Source organism: Bacillus sp. CH140a_4T (genome assembly GCF_008923725.1).
Lineage (GTDB): Bacteria > Bacillota > Bacilli > Bacillales > Bacillaceae_G > Bacillus_A.
On record NZ_WBPF01000019.1, the window covers coordinates 277,432 to 296,648 of the forward strand.

At 36.4% G+C, this 19,217-nt stretch carries 17 protein-coding genes and 4 tRNA genes; 7 read left to right on the plus strand and 14 right to left on the minus strand.

From position 1 onward, the window contains the following. The first annotated feature begins 15 nt into the window (after nucleotides 1-15). The 3 genes from F8162_RS21605 to F8162_RS21615 are packed head-to-tail and all read left to right on the plus strand — an operon-like array spanning nucleotide 16 to nucleotide 2,524. Nucleotides 16-828 carry a MetQ/NlpA family ABC transporter substrate-binding protein gene (locus tag F8162_RS21605; RefSeq protein WP_131934686.1) on the plus strand — a complete coding sequence of 271 codons (813 nt, stop codon included), beginning with the start codon at nucleotides 16-18 and terminating at the stop codon, nucleotides 826-828. 12 nt (nucleotides 829-840) lie between these two features. Then, nucleotides 841-1,881 carry a methionine ABC transporter ATP-binding protein gene (locus tag F8162_RS21610; protein ID WP_151635439.1) on the plus strand — a complete coding sequence of 347 codons (1,041 nt, stop codon included), beginning with the start codon at nucleotides 841-843 and terminating at the stop codon, nucleotides 1,879-1,881. Beyond that, nucleotides 1,856-2,524: a methionine ABC transporter permease gene (locus tag F8162_RS21615; protein ID WP_000527137.1), complete on the plus strand. Its 669-nt coding sequence runs from the start codon at nucleotides 1,856-1,858 to the stop codon at nucleotides 2,522-2,524. The genes F8162_RS21610 and F8162_RS21615 overlap by 26 nt, the downstream gene beginning before the upstream one ends. 37 nt (nucleotides 2,525-2,561) lie before the next feature. On the opposite strand, the gene F8162_RS21620 is transcribed toward F8162_RS21615, so the two are convergent. Then, the gene (locus F8162_RS21620; protein WP_151635437.1) at nucleotides 2,562-3,338 is read right to left on the minus strand and encodes an SDR family oxidoreductase; all 777 of its coding nucleotides are present in this window, start codon (nucleotides 3,336-3,338) and stop codon (nucleotides 2,562-2,564) included. Between the two features lie 461 nt (nucleotides 3,339-3,799). Here F8162_RS21620 and F8162_RS21625 point away from each other — a divergent pair, with 461 nt between their 5' ends. The 4 genes from F8162_RS21625 to F8162_RS21640 all read left to right on the plus strand — a co-directional run bounded on the left by F8162_RS21625 (nucleotide 3,800) and on the right by F8162_RS21640 (nucleotide 7,387). After that, nucleotides 3,800-5,101 carry a DUF5068 domain-containing protein gene (locus tag F8162_RS21625; RefSeq protein WP_151635435.1) on the plus strand — a complete coding sequence of 434 codons (1,302 nt, stop codon included), beginning with the start codon at nucleotides 3,800-3,802 and terminating at the stop codon, nucleotides 5,099-5,101. A gap of 140 nt (nucleotides 5,102-5,241) precedes the next feature. After that, nucleotides 5,242-5,733 (plus strand): RNA polymerase sigma factor, encoded by a 492-nt coding sequence (locus tag F8162_RS21630; protein ID WP_151635434.1) that lies wholly within the window; start codon nucleotides 5,242-5,244, stop codon nucleotides 5,731-5,733. Further along, on the plus strand, nucleotides 5,733-6,647 hold the full coding sequence (locus tag F8162_RS21635) for a sigma factor regulator N-terminal domain-containing protein (protein WP_151635432.1): 915 nt from the start codon (nucleotides 5,733-5,735) through the stop codon (nucleotides 6,645-6,647). The genes F8162_RS21630 and F8162_RS21635 overlap by 1 nt, the downstream gene beginning before the upstream one ends. 233 nt (nucleotides 6,648-6,880) lie before the next feature. Then, nucleotides 6,881-7,387: a DoxX family membrane protein gene (locus F8162_RS21640; protein WP_151635430.1), complete on the plus strand. Its 507-nt coding sequence runs from the start codon at nucleotides 6,881-6,883 to the stop codon at nucleotides 7,385-7,387. 73 nt (nucleotides 7,388-7,460) lie between these two features. Here F8162_RS21640 and F8162_RS21645 read toward each other — a convergent pair whose 3' ends face one another. From F8162_RS21645 to F8162_RS21705, 13 genes are all read right to left on the minus strand, one after another. Beyond that, the gene (locus F8162_RS21645; protein ID WP_151635428.1) at nucleotides 7,461-8,027 is read right to left on the minus strand and encodes a DUF4256 domain-containing protein; all 567 of its coding nucleotides are present in this window, start codon (nucleotides 8,025-8,027) and stop codon (nucleotides 7,461-7,463) included. Between the two features lie 103 nt (nucleotides 8,028-8,130). Continuing rightward, complete coding sequence (locus tag F8162_RS21650; protein ID WP_151635426.1) at nucleotides 8,131-10,095, minus strand: S9 family peptidase; 1,965 nt, start codon at nucleotides 10,093-10,095, stop codon at nucleotides 8,131-8,133. 268 nt (nucleotides 10,096-10,363) lie between these two features. After that, on the minus strand, nucleotides 10,364-12,166 hold the full coding sequence (gene glmS, locus F8162_RS21655; RefSeq protein ID WP_151635425.1) for a glutamine--fructose-6-phosphate transaminase (isomerizing): 1,803 nt from the start codon (nucleotides 12,164-12,166) through the stop codon (nucleotides 10,364-10,366). 12 nt (nucleotides 12,167-12,178) lie between these two features. Continuing rightward, entirely contained in the window at nucleotides 12,179-12,364 is a 186-nt protein-coding gene (locus F8162_RS21660; RefSeq protein WP_001208183.1) for a hypothetical protein, read from the minus strand. Between the two features lie 286 nt (nucleotides 12,365-12,650). Then, nucleotides 12,651-13,997, minus strand: a complete 1,347-nt coding sequence (gene glmM, locus F8162_RS21665) for a phosphoglucosamine mutase (RefSeq protein ID WP_000521485.1) — start codon at nucleotides 13,995-13,997, stop codon at nucleotides 12,651-12,653. Beyond that, nucleotides 13,990-15,474, minus strand: coding sequence for a YbbR-like domain-containing protein (locus tag F8162_RS21670; protein ID WP_151635423.1), 1,485 nt, complete (start codon nucleotides 15,472-15,474; stop codon nucleotides 13,990-13,992). The genes glmM and F8162_RS21670 overlap by 8 nt, the downstream gene beginning before the upstream one ends. Beyond that, a complete protein-coding gene (cdaA, locus tag F8162_RS21675; protein ID WP_151635421.1) occupies nucleotides 15,467-16,288 on the minus strand; it encodes a diadenylate cyclase CdaA in 822 nt (273 codons plus the stop codon). Before cdaA ends, F8162_RS21670 begins: the two co-directional genes overlap by 8 nt. Before the next feature lie 248 nt (nucleotides 16,289-16,536). Then, nucleotides 16,537-17,430 (minus strand): arginase, encoded by an 894-nt coding sequence (rocF, locus tag F8162_RS21680; RefSeq protein ID WP_151635419.1) that lies wholly within the window; start codon nucleotides 17,428-17,430, stop codon nucleotides 16,537-16,539. Nucleotides 17,431-17,639: 209 nt separating this feature from the next. Beyond that, entirely contained in the window at nucleotides 17,640-18,785 is a 1,146-nt protein-coding gene (locus F8162_RS21685; protein ID WP_151635417.1) for a glycerate kinase, read from the minus strand. 115 nt (nucleotides 18,786-18,900) lie between these two features. Continuing rightward, nucleotides 18,901-18,973 (minus strand) — tRNA-Ala (locus F8162_RS21690). Nucleotides 18,974-18,983: 10 nt separating this feature from the next. Further along, nucleotides 18,984-19,055: transfer RNA gene (locus F8162_RS21695), tRNA-Gly, on the minus strand. A gap of 5 nt (nucleotides 19,056-19,060) precedes the next feature. Then, nucleotides 19,061-19,136: transfer RNA gene (locus F8162_RS21700), tRNA-Lys, on the minus strand. 5 nt (nucleotides 19,137-19,141) lie between these two features. Next, nucleotides 19,142-19,216 (minus strand) — tRNA-Gln (locus tag F8162_RS21705). Between the last annotated feature and the right edge of the window lies 1 nt (nucleotide 19,217).

Consider the following 19,217-nt stretch of genomic DNA (forward strand, 5'->3'; position numbering starts at 1 on the left):
AAGGGGGTACTATAGATGAAAAAAGTATTATTGAGCATTGTAAGTGGAGCGGTATTATTGTTAGGTGCATGTGGTGCTAATTCCGATAAAGAGGTAAAAGCATTAGATGAGAAAAAGATTACTGTCGGCGTAACGGGTGGACCGCATGAACAAATTTTTGAAAAGGTGAAAGAAGTGGCAGCGAAAGACGGTCTCGAGATTGATGTAAAAGTATTTAATGATTATGTAGCACCAAACGTATCCCTAGATGAAAAAAGTCTCGATGTAAATAGCTATCAAACGAAATCATATTTAGACGTATTTAAAGCGGAACGTAATATGAAATTAACGGAAGTATTTTCAACTGTAACATTCCCTATGGGCGTATATTCTAAAGACATAAAGGATGTAAAAGACTTAAAAGAGGGCGATGCGATTGCTGTGCCAAATGATCCAACGAATGAACTTCGAGCTTTAAAGCTATTTGAAAAAGCAGGAGTTTTAAAAGTAGATCCAAAGGCGACAGAAAAAGCGACTGCGAAAGATGTCATTGAAAATCCAAAAAATTTAAAGATTGTTGAATTAGAGGCATCTCAATTACCGACACAACTAAGTGAAGTGAAAGCAGCTGCAATTAATACAAATTTTGCATTAGGTGCAAAATTAAGCCCTGCGAAAGATTCTATCTTCCGTGAAGGAAAAGATTCACCATATGTGAACTGGGTTGTTGTTCGTACTGAAAATAAAGATGATGCTGTTGTAAATAAATTAAAGAAAGCTTATCAATCTAAAGAAGTAAAAGAATTTATCGAGAAAAAATTTGATGGTTCTGTTTTACCGTCTTGGTAGGAGCTGAGGATAATGATTGAATTAAAAAATGTATCCAAAGTATTTACAACAAAACAAGGGAATGTAGAAGCACTTAGGTCTACTTCCCTTCAAGTAAAAAAGGGCGAAGTATTTGGAATCATTGGATATAGTGGCGCTGGTAAAAGTACATTAATTCGATGTGTAAATTTATTAGAAAAACCAACGACAGGAAATATCATTGTAAACGGCCAAGACTTAACAACTTTATCAGCAAAAGAACTAGCAAAATCGAGACAAAAAATCGGGATGATTTTTCAAGGATTCAATTTGCTTAAAACCGTGACAGTTTATGAAAATATCGCATTACCTTTACGCCTATCTGGTCTTCCAAAAAATGAAATTGAAAAAAGGGTAGAAAAGTATTTACGCATTGTCGATCTTTTCAATCGAAAAGATGCCTATCCGAGTGAACTTTCTGGTGGTCAGAAACAACGTGTTGCCATTGCACGTGCACTATCACATGAACCAGAAGTGTTATTAAGTGACGAAGCAACGAGCGCTTTAGACCCAGAAACAACGGAATCTATTCTTGATCTATTATTAAAGATTAACGAAGAAATCGGGATCACAATTTTATTAATTACACATGAAATGAATGTCATCCAGCGTATATGTGACCGAGTTGCTGTTATGGAACATGGAGCAGTAGTCGAAAGCGGGACTGTGAAGGATATCTTCACAAACCCACAACATGTAACAACGAAGAAATTTGTAAATAGTGCATTTGCAGCGAAGATTCCAGAAGACGTACAGAAAGAGCTACAAAGAACCGGAGAAATCGTAACACTTTCATTTATAGGAAACTCTTCTGGCGAACCAGCGTTAGCTATCGCTACAAAACGTTTTCAAGTGTATCCGAATATTTTATCCGGTAATATTACACAGTTAAAACATGAAGCATATGGGAAACTGATCATTCATATGCAAGGTGAAAAAACTGAAGTAGCCCGCGCTTTATCATTTTTACAAGAGCAAGGGATCATCGTAGAAGGAGGTAGAACAGATCATGGGAAACAAGTCCTTTTTGGATGAATGGGGTAAAGTCATATGGGAAGCAACCATTCAAACATTTCAAATGACATCTATTTCACTATTCATCTCTATCCTTATTGCGCTACCACTTGGTGTCACACTTGTTTTAACGAGACCTGGTGGACAGCACGAAAATAAAATCATTTATCCAATTCTTAATACAATTATTAATATCATTCGCTCTCTTCCATTTATCATTCTATTATTCTTCATTTTACCTTTTACAAAGTTTCTAATGGGAACATCCATTGGCGTGCAAGGTGTTATCGTACCGCTTGTCGTATTCACAGCTCCTTATATCGCACGATTAATGGAGACAGCTTTATTAGAAGTGGATCGTGGTGTTATTGAAGCTTACCAAGCAATGGGAGTTTCTACTATAAAAATTATTTGGCACGTTATGGTGAAAGAAGCTCGTCCCTCCCTTGTACTTGGCTTAACAATTGCAACAATTGGCCTAATTGGTGCAACAGCAATGGCTGGACTTGTAGGTGCTGGCGGTCTTGGTGATTTAGCATATCGATTCGGACACTTACGCTACGAACCTGAAGTCATGTATGCAACCGTCTTTATTTTAATTATCCTCGTTCAAGGGCTACAGTCTTTAGGCAACGGTGTTGCACGAAGGTTGAAGAAAGATTAAAAAAGAAGGTATCTCACCAGGGTGAGATACCTTCTTTTTACCTTTTAAATCCACCTTCAGAATGAATAACTTGTCCCGTAATCCACTCTGCTTCTTCACTTACTAAAAACTTAATGAGTCTTGCTGCATCCTTTGGCTCACCAATTCTACCAAAAGGAAACATCGGCTTTAATCCTTGCTTTATCTCCTCGGTCATCCATCCTGTACTAGTTGGACCTGGATTAATTGCATTCACTGTTATTCCTAGATGAGCTACCTCAGCTGACAAAGTACTCGTAAGAGCATCAATAGCTCCCTTCGTTGTTGCATACGCTAATTCTCCTGCCATAGGTCCTTTAAATTGTCCCGACGTCATATTCACAATTCTACCACCAGATTTCTTATCAAACCCTTGGGCAAATTGACTACTTAACAACGTAGTCGCACGAACATTTACCATGTAATGCTTATCTAATTCTTCAGCAGTCAAATTAGAGAAATCATTATTCTTAGAATACGCTGCATTATTAATTAATATATGAGGGTACCCTAATTGTTCAGTAACTTTATTTATAAGCTCTTTCGGTGCATCACTCTGAGTTAAATCTAACTCCAAACTCGATACTTTCACACCGCTTTTTAGTAACTCTTCTTTTAATTGTATTTGTTCACTTTGATCAACGCCCCACGGCATCTCTTTATCGTACGCTGTCCAATACGTAAAAAATATGTCGTATCCTGCTTCAGCTAATTCTTTACAAATCGCTGCACCTATACCATCTAGACGACTTACACCTGTAACAACTGCTATTTTATTTTTTAATTGATTCATCATATACCCCTCCAGGTTTAAAGGACGCATACTTTATATAAGAGATATGAATTTCCCTACACATTATCCTTACAAAAGGGATGTACAAGCCAAATATGCAGTCCTTGAATGATTTACAGATAACTAAATAAACCCTCACTTATGAGAGAAAAATTTATCTATCTAGTTTCTAATCATTACAAGCTCATCCACATATTAAGTCCTTGTCCCCTTTCCATATATCTCTATTTCTATCATACCAATATGATGAAATATTTCAAATGATAAAAAAATAAAAGTCAATATTCCATGCCGACCTTCTACTAATTTTAATATATTACAATAACTAAATAATTAAAATAATCCGAAAAAAGCTGGTAAATACTGGCTCTATTTTTTATAATAAAATGTGGGACTAATGTGGGAGTTGTAAACGGTCTGATTATACAGACTCAACTAGTTGTAAACAAATAGGGGGAAGAAACATGTCAAAAAAATTACTTTCTTTATTTTCTACAGTAATCGTAGCAGCGTTTGTAATGACCGGCTGTGGTCAAAGCGATACGACAAATAAAGAACAAAAAGAAAATACAACAAAAGAAAGCAACGCAGAAAAAACGGATACAACGAAAGAAAATAAACCTGAAGAAAAAAAATCCGAAGATAAAAAAACTGCAGAGAAAAAGCCTGAAAATACAGCTACTAGCTCAAGTGATTACTCTAAGCTGATTTCCTATATGGAAAAAGAAACAGGTGGTAAAACAAAAGTCCTTTTTGAAAATAAGGAACCACAAGTTTATAAAGGTGAGGATGTTTCAGTATCAATGAACAGTTATACATTAGTTGAATTAAATGGATTCCATACAAACTTCGACATTCCGTTTAATCGTCAAACAGAGGGCGGAGTTATTCTTGTGAACTACAGCGTAAAAAATAGTTCAGCTAAAGATATTTATTATATGCCAGCATTGGACATGTCATTTACTGGTGCGCAGAAAACATATAGTAACTATAAAGACTTAATTCCAAAAGAAGACCAGCTCCCAACTAAGCTTGCTCCAATGAATGATTACTTAGTAAAAGCAGGAGAAACTATTTCTGGTTATATCGCTTATCCATTCGGAAAAGATGATTTAGCGAAAATTTCAAGTCTCTCAACAGTCTCCGTCACAGTCCCAACTGCACAAGCGAATAAAGGAAAGTTTGATGCTCCAATCGGAAGCCCTGGAAGCTTTTCATTAAGTTTAAACAAACAAGGTGCTGAAAAAGTTGCAACAAATAACACTTTCTACCAAGATAAAGCTACAGCTAATAACATGGGCGATAAAAAAATGTTAAAAGAGAAATCAAGTATTAATAACAGCCAAGAATTAGGCGCTGTTAACATTACATTAGACGGATACCAATTTACTCAATTCACACCAAATTCCGTCGAAGCTCCACGCTTTGCAAATTTCAAAAATGGAATTGTTCTATTAACAGTGAAATTCAAGCTTGATAACAAAGATACTCAAGACGTTTCATTATCTCCTATAAGCTCTACCTTAAGAGTGAATGATGGTACACAATATACGATTAATGAAGGTATGCTACTAAATTACGACTATAATGCTGCAGTTAAAACTGGAACATCTGGAGAGTTACTACAAGTCTATATATTAGATCAAGAGCAGTATGAAAAGATTTGGAAAGACAAAAGCTTTGAGATTGAGTTAGGACCTATGAGAAATAAAGAAGCTAAAGATATTTCACAAGGTAAAAAAGCTAAATTTGCATTACCGAAATAGATTACTAAATATATAATAGAAAAGGCATATAACATAGGATTGTTATATGCCTTTTCTATTTGTATAAAGGACAAAATTTTAATTTAAGTGTATACATTTATCATTACCTATCCGTTGTATAAGTGTAGGGAGGAAAAGTGATGGGAAAAGAAAATATATTGACCTCCTATCTTATCAATTTAGGAGAGGAAGTGTTCAAACTACTACTAGCGAAAGGGGCTATAAAAGAAGATGCAGAAGACATCATCCAAAATACCTTCTATAAAGTATACACATTGCTAGATGATCTAACCGAGAGCAACATACGTCCATGGTTTTTCAGAGTCGCATTAAACGAATACATTGACTTGAAGAGAAAAAAGGAGCAACAAAACATCTATTTAACTGAAGAGATTTATTCAAAATTACAATATACAGACCGAGAACTGGATGCTGTTTTAAATAAAGATGAGATTTTCTATCTATTAAAAGATATAAAACTAGAATATAAAGAAGCCTTCTTTTTAAAGTACTACTACAACTTTTCATATGAGGAAATCGCCCTAATACTAGATATTCAAGTAAACAGCGTTAAACAAAAATTACATCGCGCACGTAAAGCCATTCATTCAAAAATAGGAGGAAACTGTTAATGGATACTTCTTTAAAAGGTGCATTAAAAAAAGCTAAAAGGAAACAGTTATTTAAAAGCATCATTACCTCTATGATCGTTGTAATCATACTTATCCCTATACTTTATAAAGTTGGCAATTACTTCGCAGCGAAAAGCTCTACGAAGCTTCATGAAAAACTCTTTTTACATAACGCAATTGCAGAACCAAATGTACAAATTGATTCTCAAGTAACGAGTAGTTCATCTATGTTTGGTGGCAATATCACATCAAATCGTTCTAAAAATATTAATGGTTACGTAGTGCGATGGAATACACTGACAAGCCCTTACGATTGGTTTCGCTCTAACATCGATTACAATGAGTTAATACCAGGAACCCATTGGGGTAGATCTAATACAGAGTCTTATACTTACGATAAACAAACGAAAAATAAAGTTGCTACATTTTATAATCCAGCCATCAAAAAATATTACGATGGAGTCAAAAATGAATTAAGTGCAGTTTCCAAAATGGAAAACTATGTTGCGGAAGTCGCTATCTCTTTCGATCAACCTTATACATTAAAAGAAATTCAAACCAAAATACCGGATAACTTAAATATCGTATGGCTATATATGGTCTCACCTATTAGAGATGAAAGCGGAGGTCCTGCCGGTATGCCCGTTTACGGATTTGAGCCAGGAACCCCTCCCGAAGAATCGTACAAAGGGTTCTTTGATTCCCTTAAAAAATATAATGATGGGTATGACAAGGACATTCAAAAATTTTTAAAGTCAAACGAAAATAAATCATTCGATCAAGTGAAAATCTTAGGTGTTATGCTAACAGGAAAAACAGAAAACTTTAAGGCTTTAGAAAACCAAGACTTTATCCGCGGTGCTTCTGTAGGCGTTACTGCACAAATTGTTCCTTATATAAAACCAGAGAAATAATAAGGAAAAGACAAGCTAAACTAATAGTAGCTACTTAAAAGAACATACATGAAGGGCGCTACCTATTTTAGTGGAGAGCTCCCTTCATGTATTATTCACTCTCCAAACAATACATTTCCAAATATTTTATGTACAAATGAAAAATCATAATTTTTGTTCACACTTTATCCATTGTGAATTTTTTCACAATGGATATATAATAAACATGTAAATAAAATATTGGAGGGATTTCAATGGTTATCAATTTTTTAAGAACTGATAAACGTGCTGCTTTCATATTATTATTTTTAAGATTTTACATAGGATATGCATGGCTCGCTGCTGGGATAGGTAAAGTTTTCGGACAATCTTTTGATGCAAGTGGTTTTCTAAAGGGCGCTATTGCTCAGGCATCAGGTGACCACCCTGCCGTACAAACTTGGTGGGCAGATTTCCTTCAACACTTTGTTCTTCCAAACGCAGACCTATTTAGCTTTTTAGTTCAATGGGGAGAAATTTTAGTAGGTCTAGGTTTAATTTTAGGCGGATTAACAAAAACTGCTGCATTCTTTGGAATTATAATGAATCTTTCATTTTTACTAAGTGGAACTGTTAGTGTAAACCCAAATTTACTTATTTTAACTATGTTCATTTTAGTTGCAGGTCATAATGCTGGACGTATTGGATTAGATGGCTATGTTTTCCCTAAACTTTTCCGTAAAAACAACCATGAAGCATATAAATTAAGTAAAACTGCGTAGTAACAGTTTACTTTTAAAATATAAATAAGAAAAAGAGCCTACGTATAGGCTCTTTTTCTTATTTACTCCAAATTTAAACTCTTAACGAACCGCGAAATCCTCTAGCAGCATAGTATGAATCTGCTCCATTGTGGTACACAAAAACGTGTCCGAAGCGATAATCGCAAAATAGAGCACCTCCGAGTTCTCTAATATCTGAAGGCGTTTGTACCCAGCTTGATGATTTCATATCGAAATCCCCAAGCTGTTGCAACTCTCGATATTGTTCTTCCGTTAATAATTCAATACCCATAGCATTTGCTACATCAATAACGTTATTTTCTGGTTTATGTTTTTTTCTTGACTCTAACGCTTCAAGATCATAACAAAAACTTCTGCGACCTTTAGGACTCTCCTTTGAACAATCATAGAAAGTATACTCGTCCTTCTCTTCATCATAACCAACAACATCCGGCTCACCGCCAGTTACTTCCATTTCATGAATTGACCATAATTTTTCATTATTAGTAGCTAGCTTTGCTTCAACTTTAGCCCATTCAAGACCTTCATGGCGATTCATGTTTTTCTCAAAACGAGCTTGTAATACTTTTAATAGTTCTTCACGTTGTTCTACAGATAACTCATTTTTATTCGCTGTCATATTAGTCCTCCGAATTACGTTTCCTTATAATCATAATGGTTTGCATACAGTTTACAACAATCTGACCCGATTGCACAACGGAAAATCCCTGTACGAATATTCATTATATAGTACGAAAGCCCTCCATACTTTCTCCAAGAATATAGTGGGAAAACCACATCAAGTTCTGCTTCATAATAGCTACATTCATTCCTGGCTGATCAGAACTATATGCCATTCCTTTAAATATAATTAATTCTGTATCAACTTCCATATCTCTTAATCCTTCATATAGCTCATATGCATTTGCAATTGGAATTCTTACACCCTTTTCTCCATGTTGAATTAACGTAGGCGTACAGGCTGATTTAATATATGTCATTGGTGATGTTTTCTTATATATATCCGGATCATTCCATGGAGTATTTCCTAAATACATGCTAATAAAGTAAGGGATATCTGTATTTACATAATGGGTACTCCAGTTAGTGATTCCGCCCCCAACTGAGATAGCTTTAAATCTATCACTAAATGTAGAACAGAAAGCAGATATATATCCTCCGTTACTCCATCCCATAACTCCTACTCTATCTTTATCTACCATCCCTTTTTCAACTAGTGCATCCACTCCAGATATAATATCATCATAATCAGCAAATCCTTGTTTTCTATAGTTTGCTTGTAAAAATTCATTACCATAACCAGAACTTCCTCTATAGTTTGGCTCTAAAACGATAAAGCCCTTTTCGATAAACTGTTCAATCGGATATTTCTCATTAAAACAGTCTGAAAATATCGGAAAGGACCCCCAATTCGGACCACCATGGATTACTACTAATAAGGGATATTTTTTATTTGCCTCAAACTCTACTGGGGTTGATAAAACACCTTCTATTTCAAGACCATCACTACTTCTCCATGAAATGATTTCTCTGTTACTTTTAAGCTTGCCTTCGAAAAAGCTATTTTCATTCGTTATTTTTTTATCATCCAAATAGATTTCAAAGGTTTCATTTGTTATAGCCTTAGTATATGTTATATGATTGCCATCTCTTGTTATAGAGGCATCCATTATAAAACCATCTAACGTTTTGCTTAACACCTCCACAGTGCCATCCTCACATAACAAGCCAATACGGTAATTCGTTTTATCCTGCCATCTAATTAAAATTCCTTTAGCTGTCCACTGTAATGGCATAACCGTACTATCAAAATTTGTTAAAGGTTGAATTATTTCTCCAGTATTCAGATCATATATCTCTACTGTACTATCTTGTATATGATTTCTATAGTAATCCTTCTCTCTTATGCTTGCTGCGTAACATATTTTACTGCCCTCGGGAGAAAAGCAGACGCTACCGCCCAACAACTTATCTACATTCATCTTTTGTCGTTCCCCAGCTTCAACATCTAATATGTATAGATCACCATTCATATAATCGTTTAAGCTTGGTGTAGCCATACATACAACCTTTTTCCAATCATTTGAAATATCAAAGTTATGTATATAAAAATCCTTATCATCCGTTAATTGATAAACATTTTTAATCTCGCGTTCCTCTTTATCATTTTGTATCGCTTTTTCTATCTCAATGTAGTATAAACAATTATTCCGATGTTCCTTACCTACATGTTGGAAATCTCCATATCGTTCCTTACGTTTCTTTATTTCCTCACATTCTTTTGACTGTGCAATATAATAAAAACCTTTACCAGTAGGATCCCATTTAAATGTACTAATCCCTTCTTCCTGATCAGTCATTTGAACCTCACTACAACCGTCTATTGACTTAACAAAGATCTGATTTTTATTACCCTCGTCACCAGCTGGGCTAAGGTATGCAATAGTCTTAGAATCTGGAGACCATAATGGATGTGTACTATCTATATCTCCAGTTGTTATTGGGTAACTCTGCCCTTTATCTGTTTCATATATCCATACATGATTTCTATATATATTGTCTTTCCAGTTAGCGCTCTTCTTAACAAACGCTACGTTTTTGCCATCATCACTTATGTTTGTACTTGATACGGCCGGTAATGAAATAATCTCTTCTATACTTAAATATGTTTTTGCTTTCACTTTCATTAATAAGCCCCCTTGTAATGTCCATGAATCTATCGTCTCTTCTTGTCGTAATAAAGGAAATTGTTCACGAATACTTAAAATGATAATGGAAAATTCAGATAAATAAAAGTGAATCTGATAAAGTAAAAATTTAATCTATAGGGTTCTATCCACTTACCAATTTTCGATGTTCTTTTTCGGCATAAAAATACCCCTTTAGATAACATATCTAAAGGGGTACGAATTCGTAAATTTATTTTAAGGCTATATTTATTAACCTACCAATCTCCTACTCAACCGTAACAGACTTAGCTAAGTTACGTGGCTTATCAACGTCACACTCGCGGTGAAGTGCTGCGTAGTATGAAATAAGTTGGAATGGAATAACTGCTACTAACGGTGCTAGTGCTTCGTGTACAGCTGGTAATACGAAGCTGTCACCTTCCATTTCTAAGCCCTTCATTGAGATGATACATGGGTTAGCTCCGCGTGCTACTACTTCTTTCACGTTACCACGAATTCCAAGGTTTACGTGCTCTTGTGTAGCAAGTGCGATAACTGGTGTACCATTTTCGATTAAGGCGATTGTACCGTGTTTTAATTCTCCTCCAGCAAATCCTTCTGCTTGGATGTAAGAGATTTCTTTTAGCTTTAACGCACCTTCCAATCCTACGTAGAAATCTACGCTACGTCCGATGAAGAAACAGTTACGCGTCGTTGCTAAAAATTGTTTTGCTAATGCGTCCATTTCTTCTTTTTGATCACAAAGTTCTATCATTGCATTTGCTACAAGTCCTAATTCGTGTGTTAAATCGAAATCAAGAACTTCGCCTTTTGCTTTAGCAATGTCCGCAGCTAAAATTGAAAGTACTGCAAGTTGTGCTGTGTAAGCTTTCGTTGATGCAACTGCGATTTCTGGTCCCGCGTATAACGCAAGTGTATAATCGGCTTCACGAGAAAGCGTAGAACCAGGTACATTTGTAATCGTTAATGCTTTATGACCCATTTCATTTGTTTGTACAAGTACTGCACGGCTATCAGCTGTTTCACCACTTTGTGAAATGTAAATGAAGAATGGTCTTTCTGTTAATAATGGCATGTTATAAGAGAATTCACTTGCTACATGCACTTCAACTGGCATTTTTGCAAACTTCTCGATAAATTGTTTTCCAACAAGACCTGCGTGATAACTTGTTCCACATGCAATGATGTAAACACGATCGCTAGCTAAAATCGCATTGCGGATGTCTTGATCTAATTCAATCTCACCATTTTCATCTTGATACTTTTGAATTATATTACGGATTACAAGTGGTTGCTCATCGATTTCTTTAAGCATGAAATGAGGGTATGTTCCTTTTTCAATATCACTTGCGTCTAATTCCGCTGTAAACGGTGCACGTTCAATCGTTTCACCTTGTAAGTTTTTAATTGTAATACTTTCTTTCGTTACAATTACAATTTCTTTATCCATTAATTCAATAAATTGATCTGTAACTTGTAACATCGCCATAGCGTCGCTAGCCACAACATTAAAGTTGTCACCAACACCTACTAATAGCGGGCTTTTGTTTTTAGCAACATAAATCATGTTTGGATTTTCAGCATCAAGTAATCCGATTGCATAAGAGCCATGTAAAAGAGATAGCGTATTACGGAACGCTTCTTCTACACTTAGTCCTGTGCTCACTTGTTGTTCCATAAGCTGTACGATAATCTCTGTATCAGTTTCACTTACGAACGTTACATCTTGTAAATATTCTTTTTTCACTAATTCATAGTTTTCAATTACACCGTTATGAACTAGTGTAAAGCGTTTTGATGTACTTTGATGCGGATGCGCGTTTACTTTGCTTGGAACACCATGTGTAGCCCAGCGTGTGTGACCGATTCCCACGCTTGCTGCTACGTTCTCATCTACGATTTCGCGAAGTTTTGCAATACGACCTTTCTCTTTGTATACAACAACACCGTTCTCTGTTTGTACTGCAATACCTGCTGAATCATATCCACGATATTCTAGCTTTTCTAAACCTTTTAATAAAATTTCCTTTGCATCTTGCTCTCCAATAAATCCTACGATTCCACACATGTTTAGTCGCCGTTACAAATGCTTACATTGCTCTGCGAACATGTAACGACATAGTCCGATACCATTTTTATTTATACTAAAAAACGGATTACATATTGCTAGCCCTGTAAGCTTGTAACGGCTTTCACCTTCCTCTCGATTGGGTTTAAGTCCGTATATACTTATACAGCTAGTTTGTATCCGTTCCTTTTCTCTCATCACACTCTCACCTTTGTCCACTAAGTCACCTTAATGATTTAAGTAAAAGCTTGCGGTTATGATGAACAACCGGGAGTCATCCGCCGAAATCTCGATAAACCCCACCTCGTCAACTACACTGCTTGTAGTTCTGGCGCTTCTATACTTTACAATATTTCCTTTGAGAAAAAGAACAAGACCATCTTATAACAAACATAGATAAACCGTCAATGAAATTTTTTTCATCGTCTATAAAACATATGAAAAAGGAGCACTTCTTGTGCTCCTTTTCAATAAATTTATCTAATTATTCAGCGCCAACTTCGGCTTTCACAACTTCTACAATGCGATGTACATATGCATCACAAACTTCTTGTGTTGGTGCTTCTGCCATTACACGAATAAGTGGTTCTGTTCCAGATGGACGAACAAGAATGCGGCCATCACCGTTCATTTCTTCCTCTACAACACGAATAATTTCTTTAATTTTTTCATTTTCTAATGCTAGTTTTTTATCTGTTACACGAACGTTTACTAGTAATTGTGGGAATTTTGTCATCTCACCTGCAAGCTCAGATAATGGTTTTTTCGTCATTTTCATGATGTTTACCAGTTGAAGTGCACTTAACATTCCATCACCAGTTGTAATGTAATCAAGTAAGATAATATGACCCGATTGTTCTCCACCTAAGTTGTAACCACCACGCTTCATCTCTTCCATTACGTAACGGTCACCAACTGCTGTTTTATCACTTGTGATATTGTTAGCTTCAAGTGCTTTGTAGAAACCTAAGTTACTCATAACTGTTGAAACGACTGTATTATGCTTTAGTTGACCAGTTTCTTTCATGTACTTCGCACAAATAAACATAATTTGATCGCCATCCACGATGTTTCCTTTTTCATCTACAGCGATTAAACGGTCACCATCACCATCAAAGGCAAGACCGATATCAGCGCCTTTGTCTTTTACTAATTTAGCTAATACTTCTGGATGCGTAGAACCTACTCCATCATTAATGTTCATGCCGTTTGGTGAAGTTCCCATTGTTGAAATATCAGCCTCTAAATCCGCAAATAAGTATGGAGCTAAAGAAGACGTAGCACCATGCGCACAATCTAAAGCGATATGTAAACCAGAGAAATCTTCCTCTACAGTTTGTTTAATATATTGTAAATATTTTTGTCCGCCTTCAAAATAATCACTCACTTGTCCAAGGTTCGTACCTGTTGGACGTGGCAGTTCATCAACTTCTTTGTCTAATAAAGCTTCGATTTCTGCTTCTTGCTCATCTGTTAATTTAAAACCATCTGAACCGAAGAATTTAATTCCGTTATCTTGTACTGGATTATGAGATGCAGAAATCATAACACCTGCTTGTGCATCTAACGCTTTTGTTAAATAAGCAACACCCGGTGTAGAAATAACACCAAGACGCATTACTTCTGCTCCAGTTGATAATAGACCTGCTACTAAAGCTCCTTCTAACATATGTCCTGATATACGTGTATCACGGCCAATAATTACTTTTGGACGATCTGTATCTTTTGTTAATACATAACCACCAAAACGTCCAATTTTGAACGCTAATTCAGGTGTTAACTCCTGGTTCGCAACCCCGCGTACTCCATCTGTACCAAAATATTTACCCATTATGATTCGCTCCTTTTTCTGGCTCTTTTTGATTATCTACTGTTGGCTCTTGACTTGTTTCTTTTTCTTTTTCTTGATCTTTATTTTGTTCCTGTTCCTTTTCAGGGTCAGGCTTAGGTTCAGGTTCAGGATTTTTTGGTTTTTCAGTTTGATTATCTTGGTTATGATTTGAATCTGGATTTTCACCGTTCCCCTGTACTTCTTTATCTGGATTTTCTTTCTTCACAATTGTGACCTTAGCACTTTTTTGCTTTGGTTCTATTGAAATATTACCAGGACCGCTCACTTGAATGGAAACATCCTTTGTTCCCGGAGATACATTTTGCAGATTAATCGCTGCTGTTATTTGAGCAGCTGTTATTTTATCTACTATACTTGTTTCTCCTGAAATATCAACGCTTATCTTCCCATCTTGCGGCGAAAGTAGCTGGGCCGTAACATCTTTAGAAAGTCCATTTTTTTGAATCGATATACCATCAATCGTTCTTGTTTTCGTTTGTTTTGTTTTTTGTACGCCTACTGAAACCTTCACTTGATTCGGTTTTGCACTTGTTACACCCTTTGGTAATAAAACAGAGGTATCGAATGTTGTAGACTCTGTCAATTGACTAAGATCTACTTCGACCCCCTCTATCGATTGTATATTATCCAACACATCTTTTGGACCTGCTATCGTTACTTCTCGCGGCTCAACACTAATATTTGTAACGGCCAATCCTTCTGGCAAACTCCCCTTTTTCGTATACGTTACAGGGACAGTTTTTTCCGTATTATTATTGGCCGTAACTTGCGTCGCCACATTTAACGTTACACTAATTTTAGATGGACTCGTTCTTACATTTAAACGTTTTCCTTCTTTATTGTATAATGTAACTTCAGCTGTTTTGGTAACTGTTTTATTAACACCTTTTAAATCAATATACGCCTTAGCAGATGAAATACTTTCAATTTCTTCTTTCGTTCCAACTACCTCAACCGTATCAGGTTTAATATTTGATTTTTCAAGAGTAGCACCCGCTGGCATTTGATCCTCATTTGATAATTTTAAATCTACATGAACATATTTTTTCGCTTTTTCATGTAAAGTAATTTTAATTGTTGATGGCTGAACTGTTCCTTTTACATCATCTGGAAGCCCGTTCGTTTTCAAAGAAACTTCATACGTTCCTTTTTCGCTATCTCTCAAATCAACTGGTATATCAAATTGTTTTTTCGCCTTTGCTGTAGCAACTGCTGCTTTTGGGCCCTCTAATTTCACCTTGACGCCCTCTGCCGGAATACCACTTACAATATATTTCTCTTCATCATACTTAACGTTAATAGCATAATTAGTTAATGTTTCTTTCGCATCATTTGCAAAAGGTAGTATCCCTGATGTCGTATTTTTTTCAGTTAAAGTCGCTGACATAAAAAGCATACACGCCAATAATAGTGAGATCCCCTTTAAAAACCAATGATTCTCCATTAACTTATCCATGACGCTTTCTCCTCCAATTCCATAAAGACGAAGAAGTCGTTTTTTCGCTTGCACTAAATTCAGCCAACAACATATCTTTCAGTTGTTCTGTCTTCAAATCACGATGCAACTTACCATTTTTCGTTAAGGAAATTTGGCCTGTTTCTTCCGACACAACTACTGTAATACTATCAGTAACTTCACTAACTCCCATTGCAGCGCGATGCCTAGTTCCTAACTCCTTAGAGATAAATGGACTTTCCGATAACGGAAGATAACAAGCTGCAGCTTTAATGGTACTTCCTTGCATAATTACTGCGCCATCGTGAAGAGGTGTGTTTGGAATGAAAATATTAATGAGTAATTCCGATGATACGTTTGCATTTAGCGGAATACCCGTTTCCACATAATCACCCATACCCGTCTCTTTTGACAAAGTAATTAATGCACCAATTCTACGTTTTCCCATATATTCCGTTGATTTCGCTATCGCTGTTGCAACGATTTCAGGTTCATCATCCTCATGAGTTCCAACACGCGAAAACAAACTCCCGCGTCCTAGCTGCTCAAGTGCTCTTCGCAATTCTGGCTGGAAAATAATAATAACGGCTAAAAATCCCCACGTTAATACTTGCTCAGTCAGCCAATATAGCGTATGCAATTCAAGGAAAATACTAATCATCCGAACGACAATAATTACTGTAATCCCTTTTAAAAGTTGAACAGCTTTCGTCCCTCGGATTATGAGAATTAGCTTATATATAATAAACCATACAACGGCAATATCTAATACCGTACTAAGATATTTCAAAATGGTCGTATCTTCAAAAGGCATGCTAACCCTTCCTCCTACTTACGAGCAATTCTATCCATATATTGAAATATTGTTTTATGCTCTATCTGTATGTATTTCCAACAACTAGTTAATTATACCATACATGAAACAAACAACAATTACAAAAACCCCCCTTTAGTCTAAATTGGTAAGATGTCAAATATTATTATCGTACAGTATAATATCAATCATTATTATACGCCTATTTTCAAATAAAAAAAGCAACTTCTCAGTTGCTTTTCTTACATTTATTTTAGTTTTTCACCGAACAAAGAACCCATTAAAGCAACCGCTGTTGTTGCCGTTCTATTTCGCTCATCTAAAATCGTATTTACCTCAACAAACTCAGCAGATGTAACAATATCAGCTTCCGCTAACATTTCCATTGCTAAATGGCTTTCACGATAAGATAAACCACCAATTACAGGTGTTCCAACTCCTGGTGCATCATGAGGATCAAGACCATCTAAATCTAATGATAAATGCACACCATCAGTATGAGATAAATATGCGATTGTTTCTTCCATAACAGCCGTCATACCCATACGATCAATCTCGTGCATTGAGAACACTTTAATGCCTTCATTGCGAATAAAGTCTTTTTCTCCTTCATCTAATGCACGTGCACCGATAATTACAACGTTCTCTTTTTTCACCTTTGGATATGCCCCGTATAAATCTACAAGCGCGGGATGTCCATACCCTAAACTTGCAGCAAGTGACATACCATGAATATTTCCAGATGGTGAAGTTTCTTCTGTATTTAAATCACCATGTGCATCATACCAAATAACACCTAAGTTTTTATAATGTTTCGCAACACCAGCTAATGTACCAATAGCGATACTATGGTCGCCACCTAATACAAGTGGAAAACGTCCTTCTTCTATAATATGATCTACCTTACTTGCTAATTCGTTACATACAGTTGCGACTTGTGTAAGGTTTCTTAAGCTTGTATTTACATCTACTTCTCTTTCTCTCTCTATACATATATCTCCCATATCTTTAACGTCATATCCAATTTCTTCAATTCTTTCAATTACGCCTGCATAACGGATTGCGCTTGGCCCCATATCTACCCCGCGACGCATCTGTCCTAAATCCATTGGAACTCCAATAACTGAGATTTCTTTTTTCATAGCTAGTCTCCCCCTTCTGTGCCTTCACTAAATATTTTAAATCTTTTATATAGTCTGACTCAACTCGACATTTTTCTGTATGGATATACAAATTATTCACTTATATCCGGTTTAAAACCCAAATGTTAAGACTATTCTATGTATAAAGTTAACTTAATGAAACAACTATCATCATTATTATTAGATAATAATAAAAAACACTCCTACATTTAGAAGTGTTTTTCTGATGCAATTTTCCACACTGCTGCAATATTCTTTGCTGTCATTTCAACATTCTCTTCTGCTACTTTATATGCCTCTTCTAACGTCATCGGACTCGCTGTAATACTAAATACTGCATCAATTCCCTTTTCATGAACAGCCGGATAATTTGGAGATACAGACCCTCCAATAGCAATGACAGGAATATGAAAATGCTTTGCGCGCTCCGCAACACCTACAGGGGCCTTTCCATATGCTGTTTGTTCATCTATTCTCCCTTCACCAGTTATAATTAAGTCTGCGCCCTCTATATGCTGATCAAAATTTGTATAATCTAATACAATTTCAATTCCTCTCCGCAAGTTTCCTTTTAACACTGCACTAACAGCTGCTCCCATTCCTCCTGCGGCTCCTGCGCCAGGTATTTTAGATACGTCGCAAGATAAGTATTGTTTAAGGATATTCGCATAATGCTTTAAATTCTTATCCAGCTCTTCCATTATCTTTGCATTCGCACCCTTTTGCTTCCCAAATACGAAAGATGCTCCCCTTATTCCAACTAACGGATTATCTACATCACATGCTGCTTCTATCTTTATATGCGTTAAGCGTGAATCCATTCGCGAAAAGTCAATAGCGACAATCGAACGTAACGTCCCTCCAGATGGCTCTATTACTTCCCCTTTTTCATTTATAAACCTGACCCCTAAAGCTGACAACATACCTGCTCCGCCATCATTTGTAGCACTTCCGCCAAGTCCTAAAATAATGTGCTCAGCTCCTTCGTCTAGCGCATGTAGTATAAGTTCTCCTGTTCCTTTCGTCGTTGTAATAAGTGGGTTTCGCTTTTTAACCGGAACATGTTGTAATCCTGATGCTGCTGCCATTTCAATAAACGCTGTCTTTTTATCTTTAGACATACCGTAAAAGGCTTGTACACGTTCTCCGAGCGGTCCTGTCACATGAAGTGATATAATCCTTCCCCCTGTAGCATCAACAAGAGAATCAACCGTTCCTTCTCCTCCATCTCCAATTGGTATTTTCACATACTCTGCTTTAGGGAAAATTGCTCCAAAACCTCTTTCAATAGCCTCACATACTTCTATAGCTTTTAAGCTTTCTTTATATGAATCAGATGCAATAACAACTTTCACAATTATCCCCCACCCTTTATTTTCGCGTTTTCTCCATTTTAAATGATAAATATGAAAGTTGTCTTTTTAAACACAAAAAAAGCTTACATCATATGATGTAAGCTTTTCTATTAGATGGAGCCTAGCGGGATCGAACCGCTGACCTCCTGCGTGCAAGGCAGGCGCTCTCCCAGCTGAGCTAAGGCCCCTTAGTAATAAAGCGGAAGACGGGATTCGAACCCGCGACCCCAACCTTGGCAAGGTTGTATTCTACCACTGAACTACTTCCGCGAAAATGGTGAGCCATGAAGGATTCGAACCTTCGACCCTCTGATTAAAAGTCAGATGCTCTACCAACTGAGCTAATGGCTCGTAAATGGCTGGGCTAGCTGGATTCGAACCAGCGCATGACGGAGTCAAAGTCCGTTGCCTTACCGCTTGGCTATAGCCCAT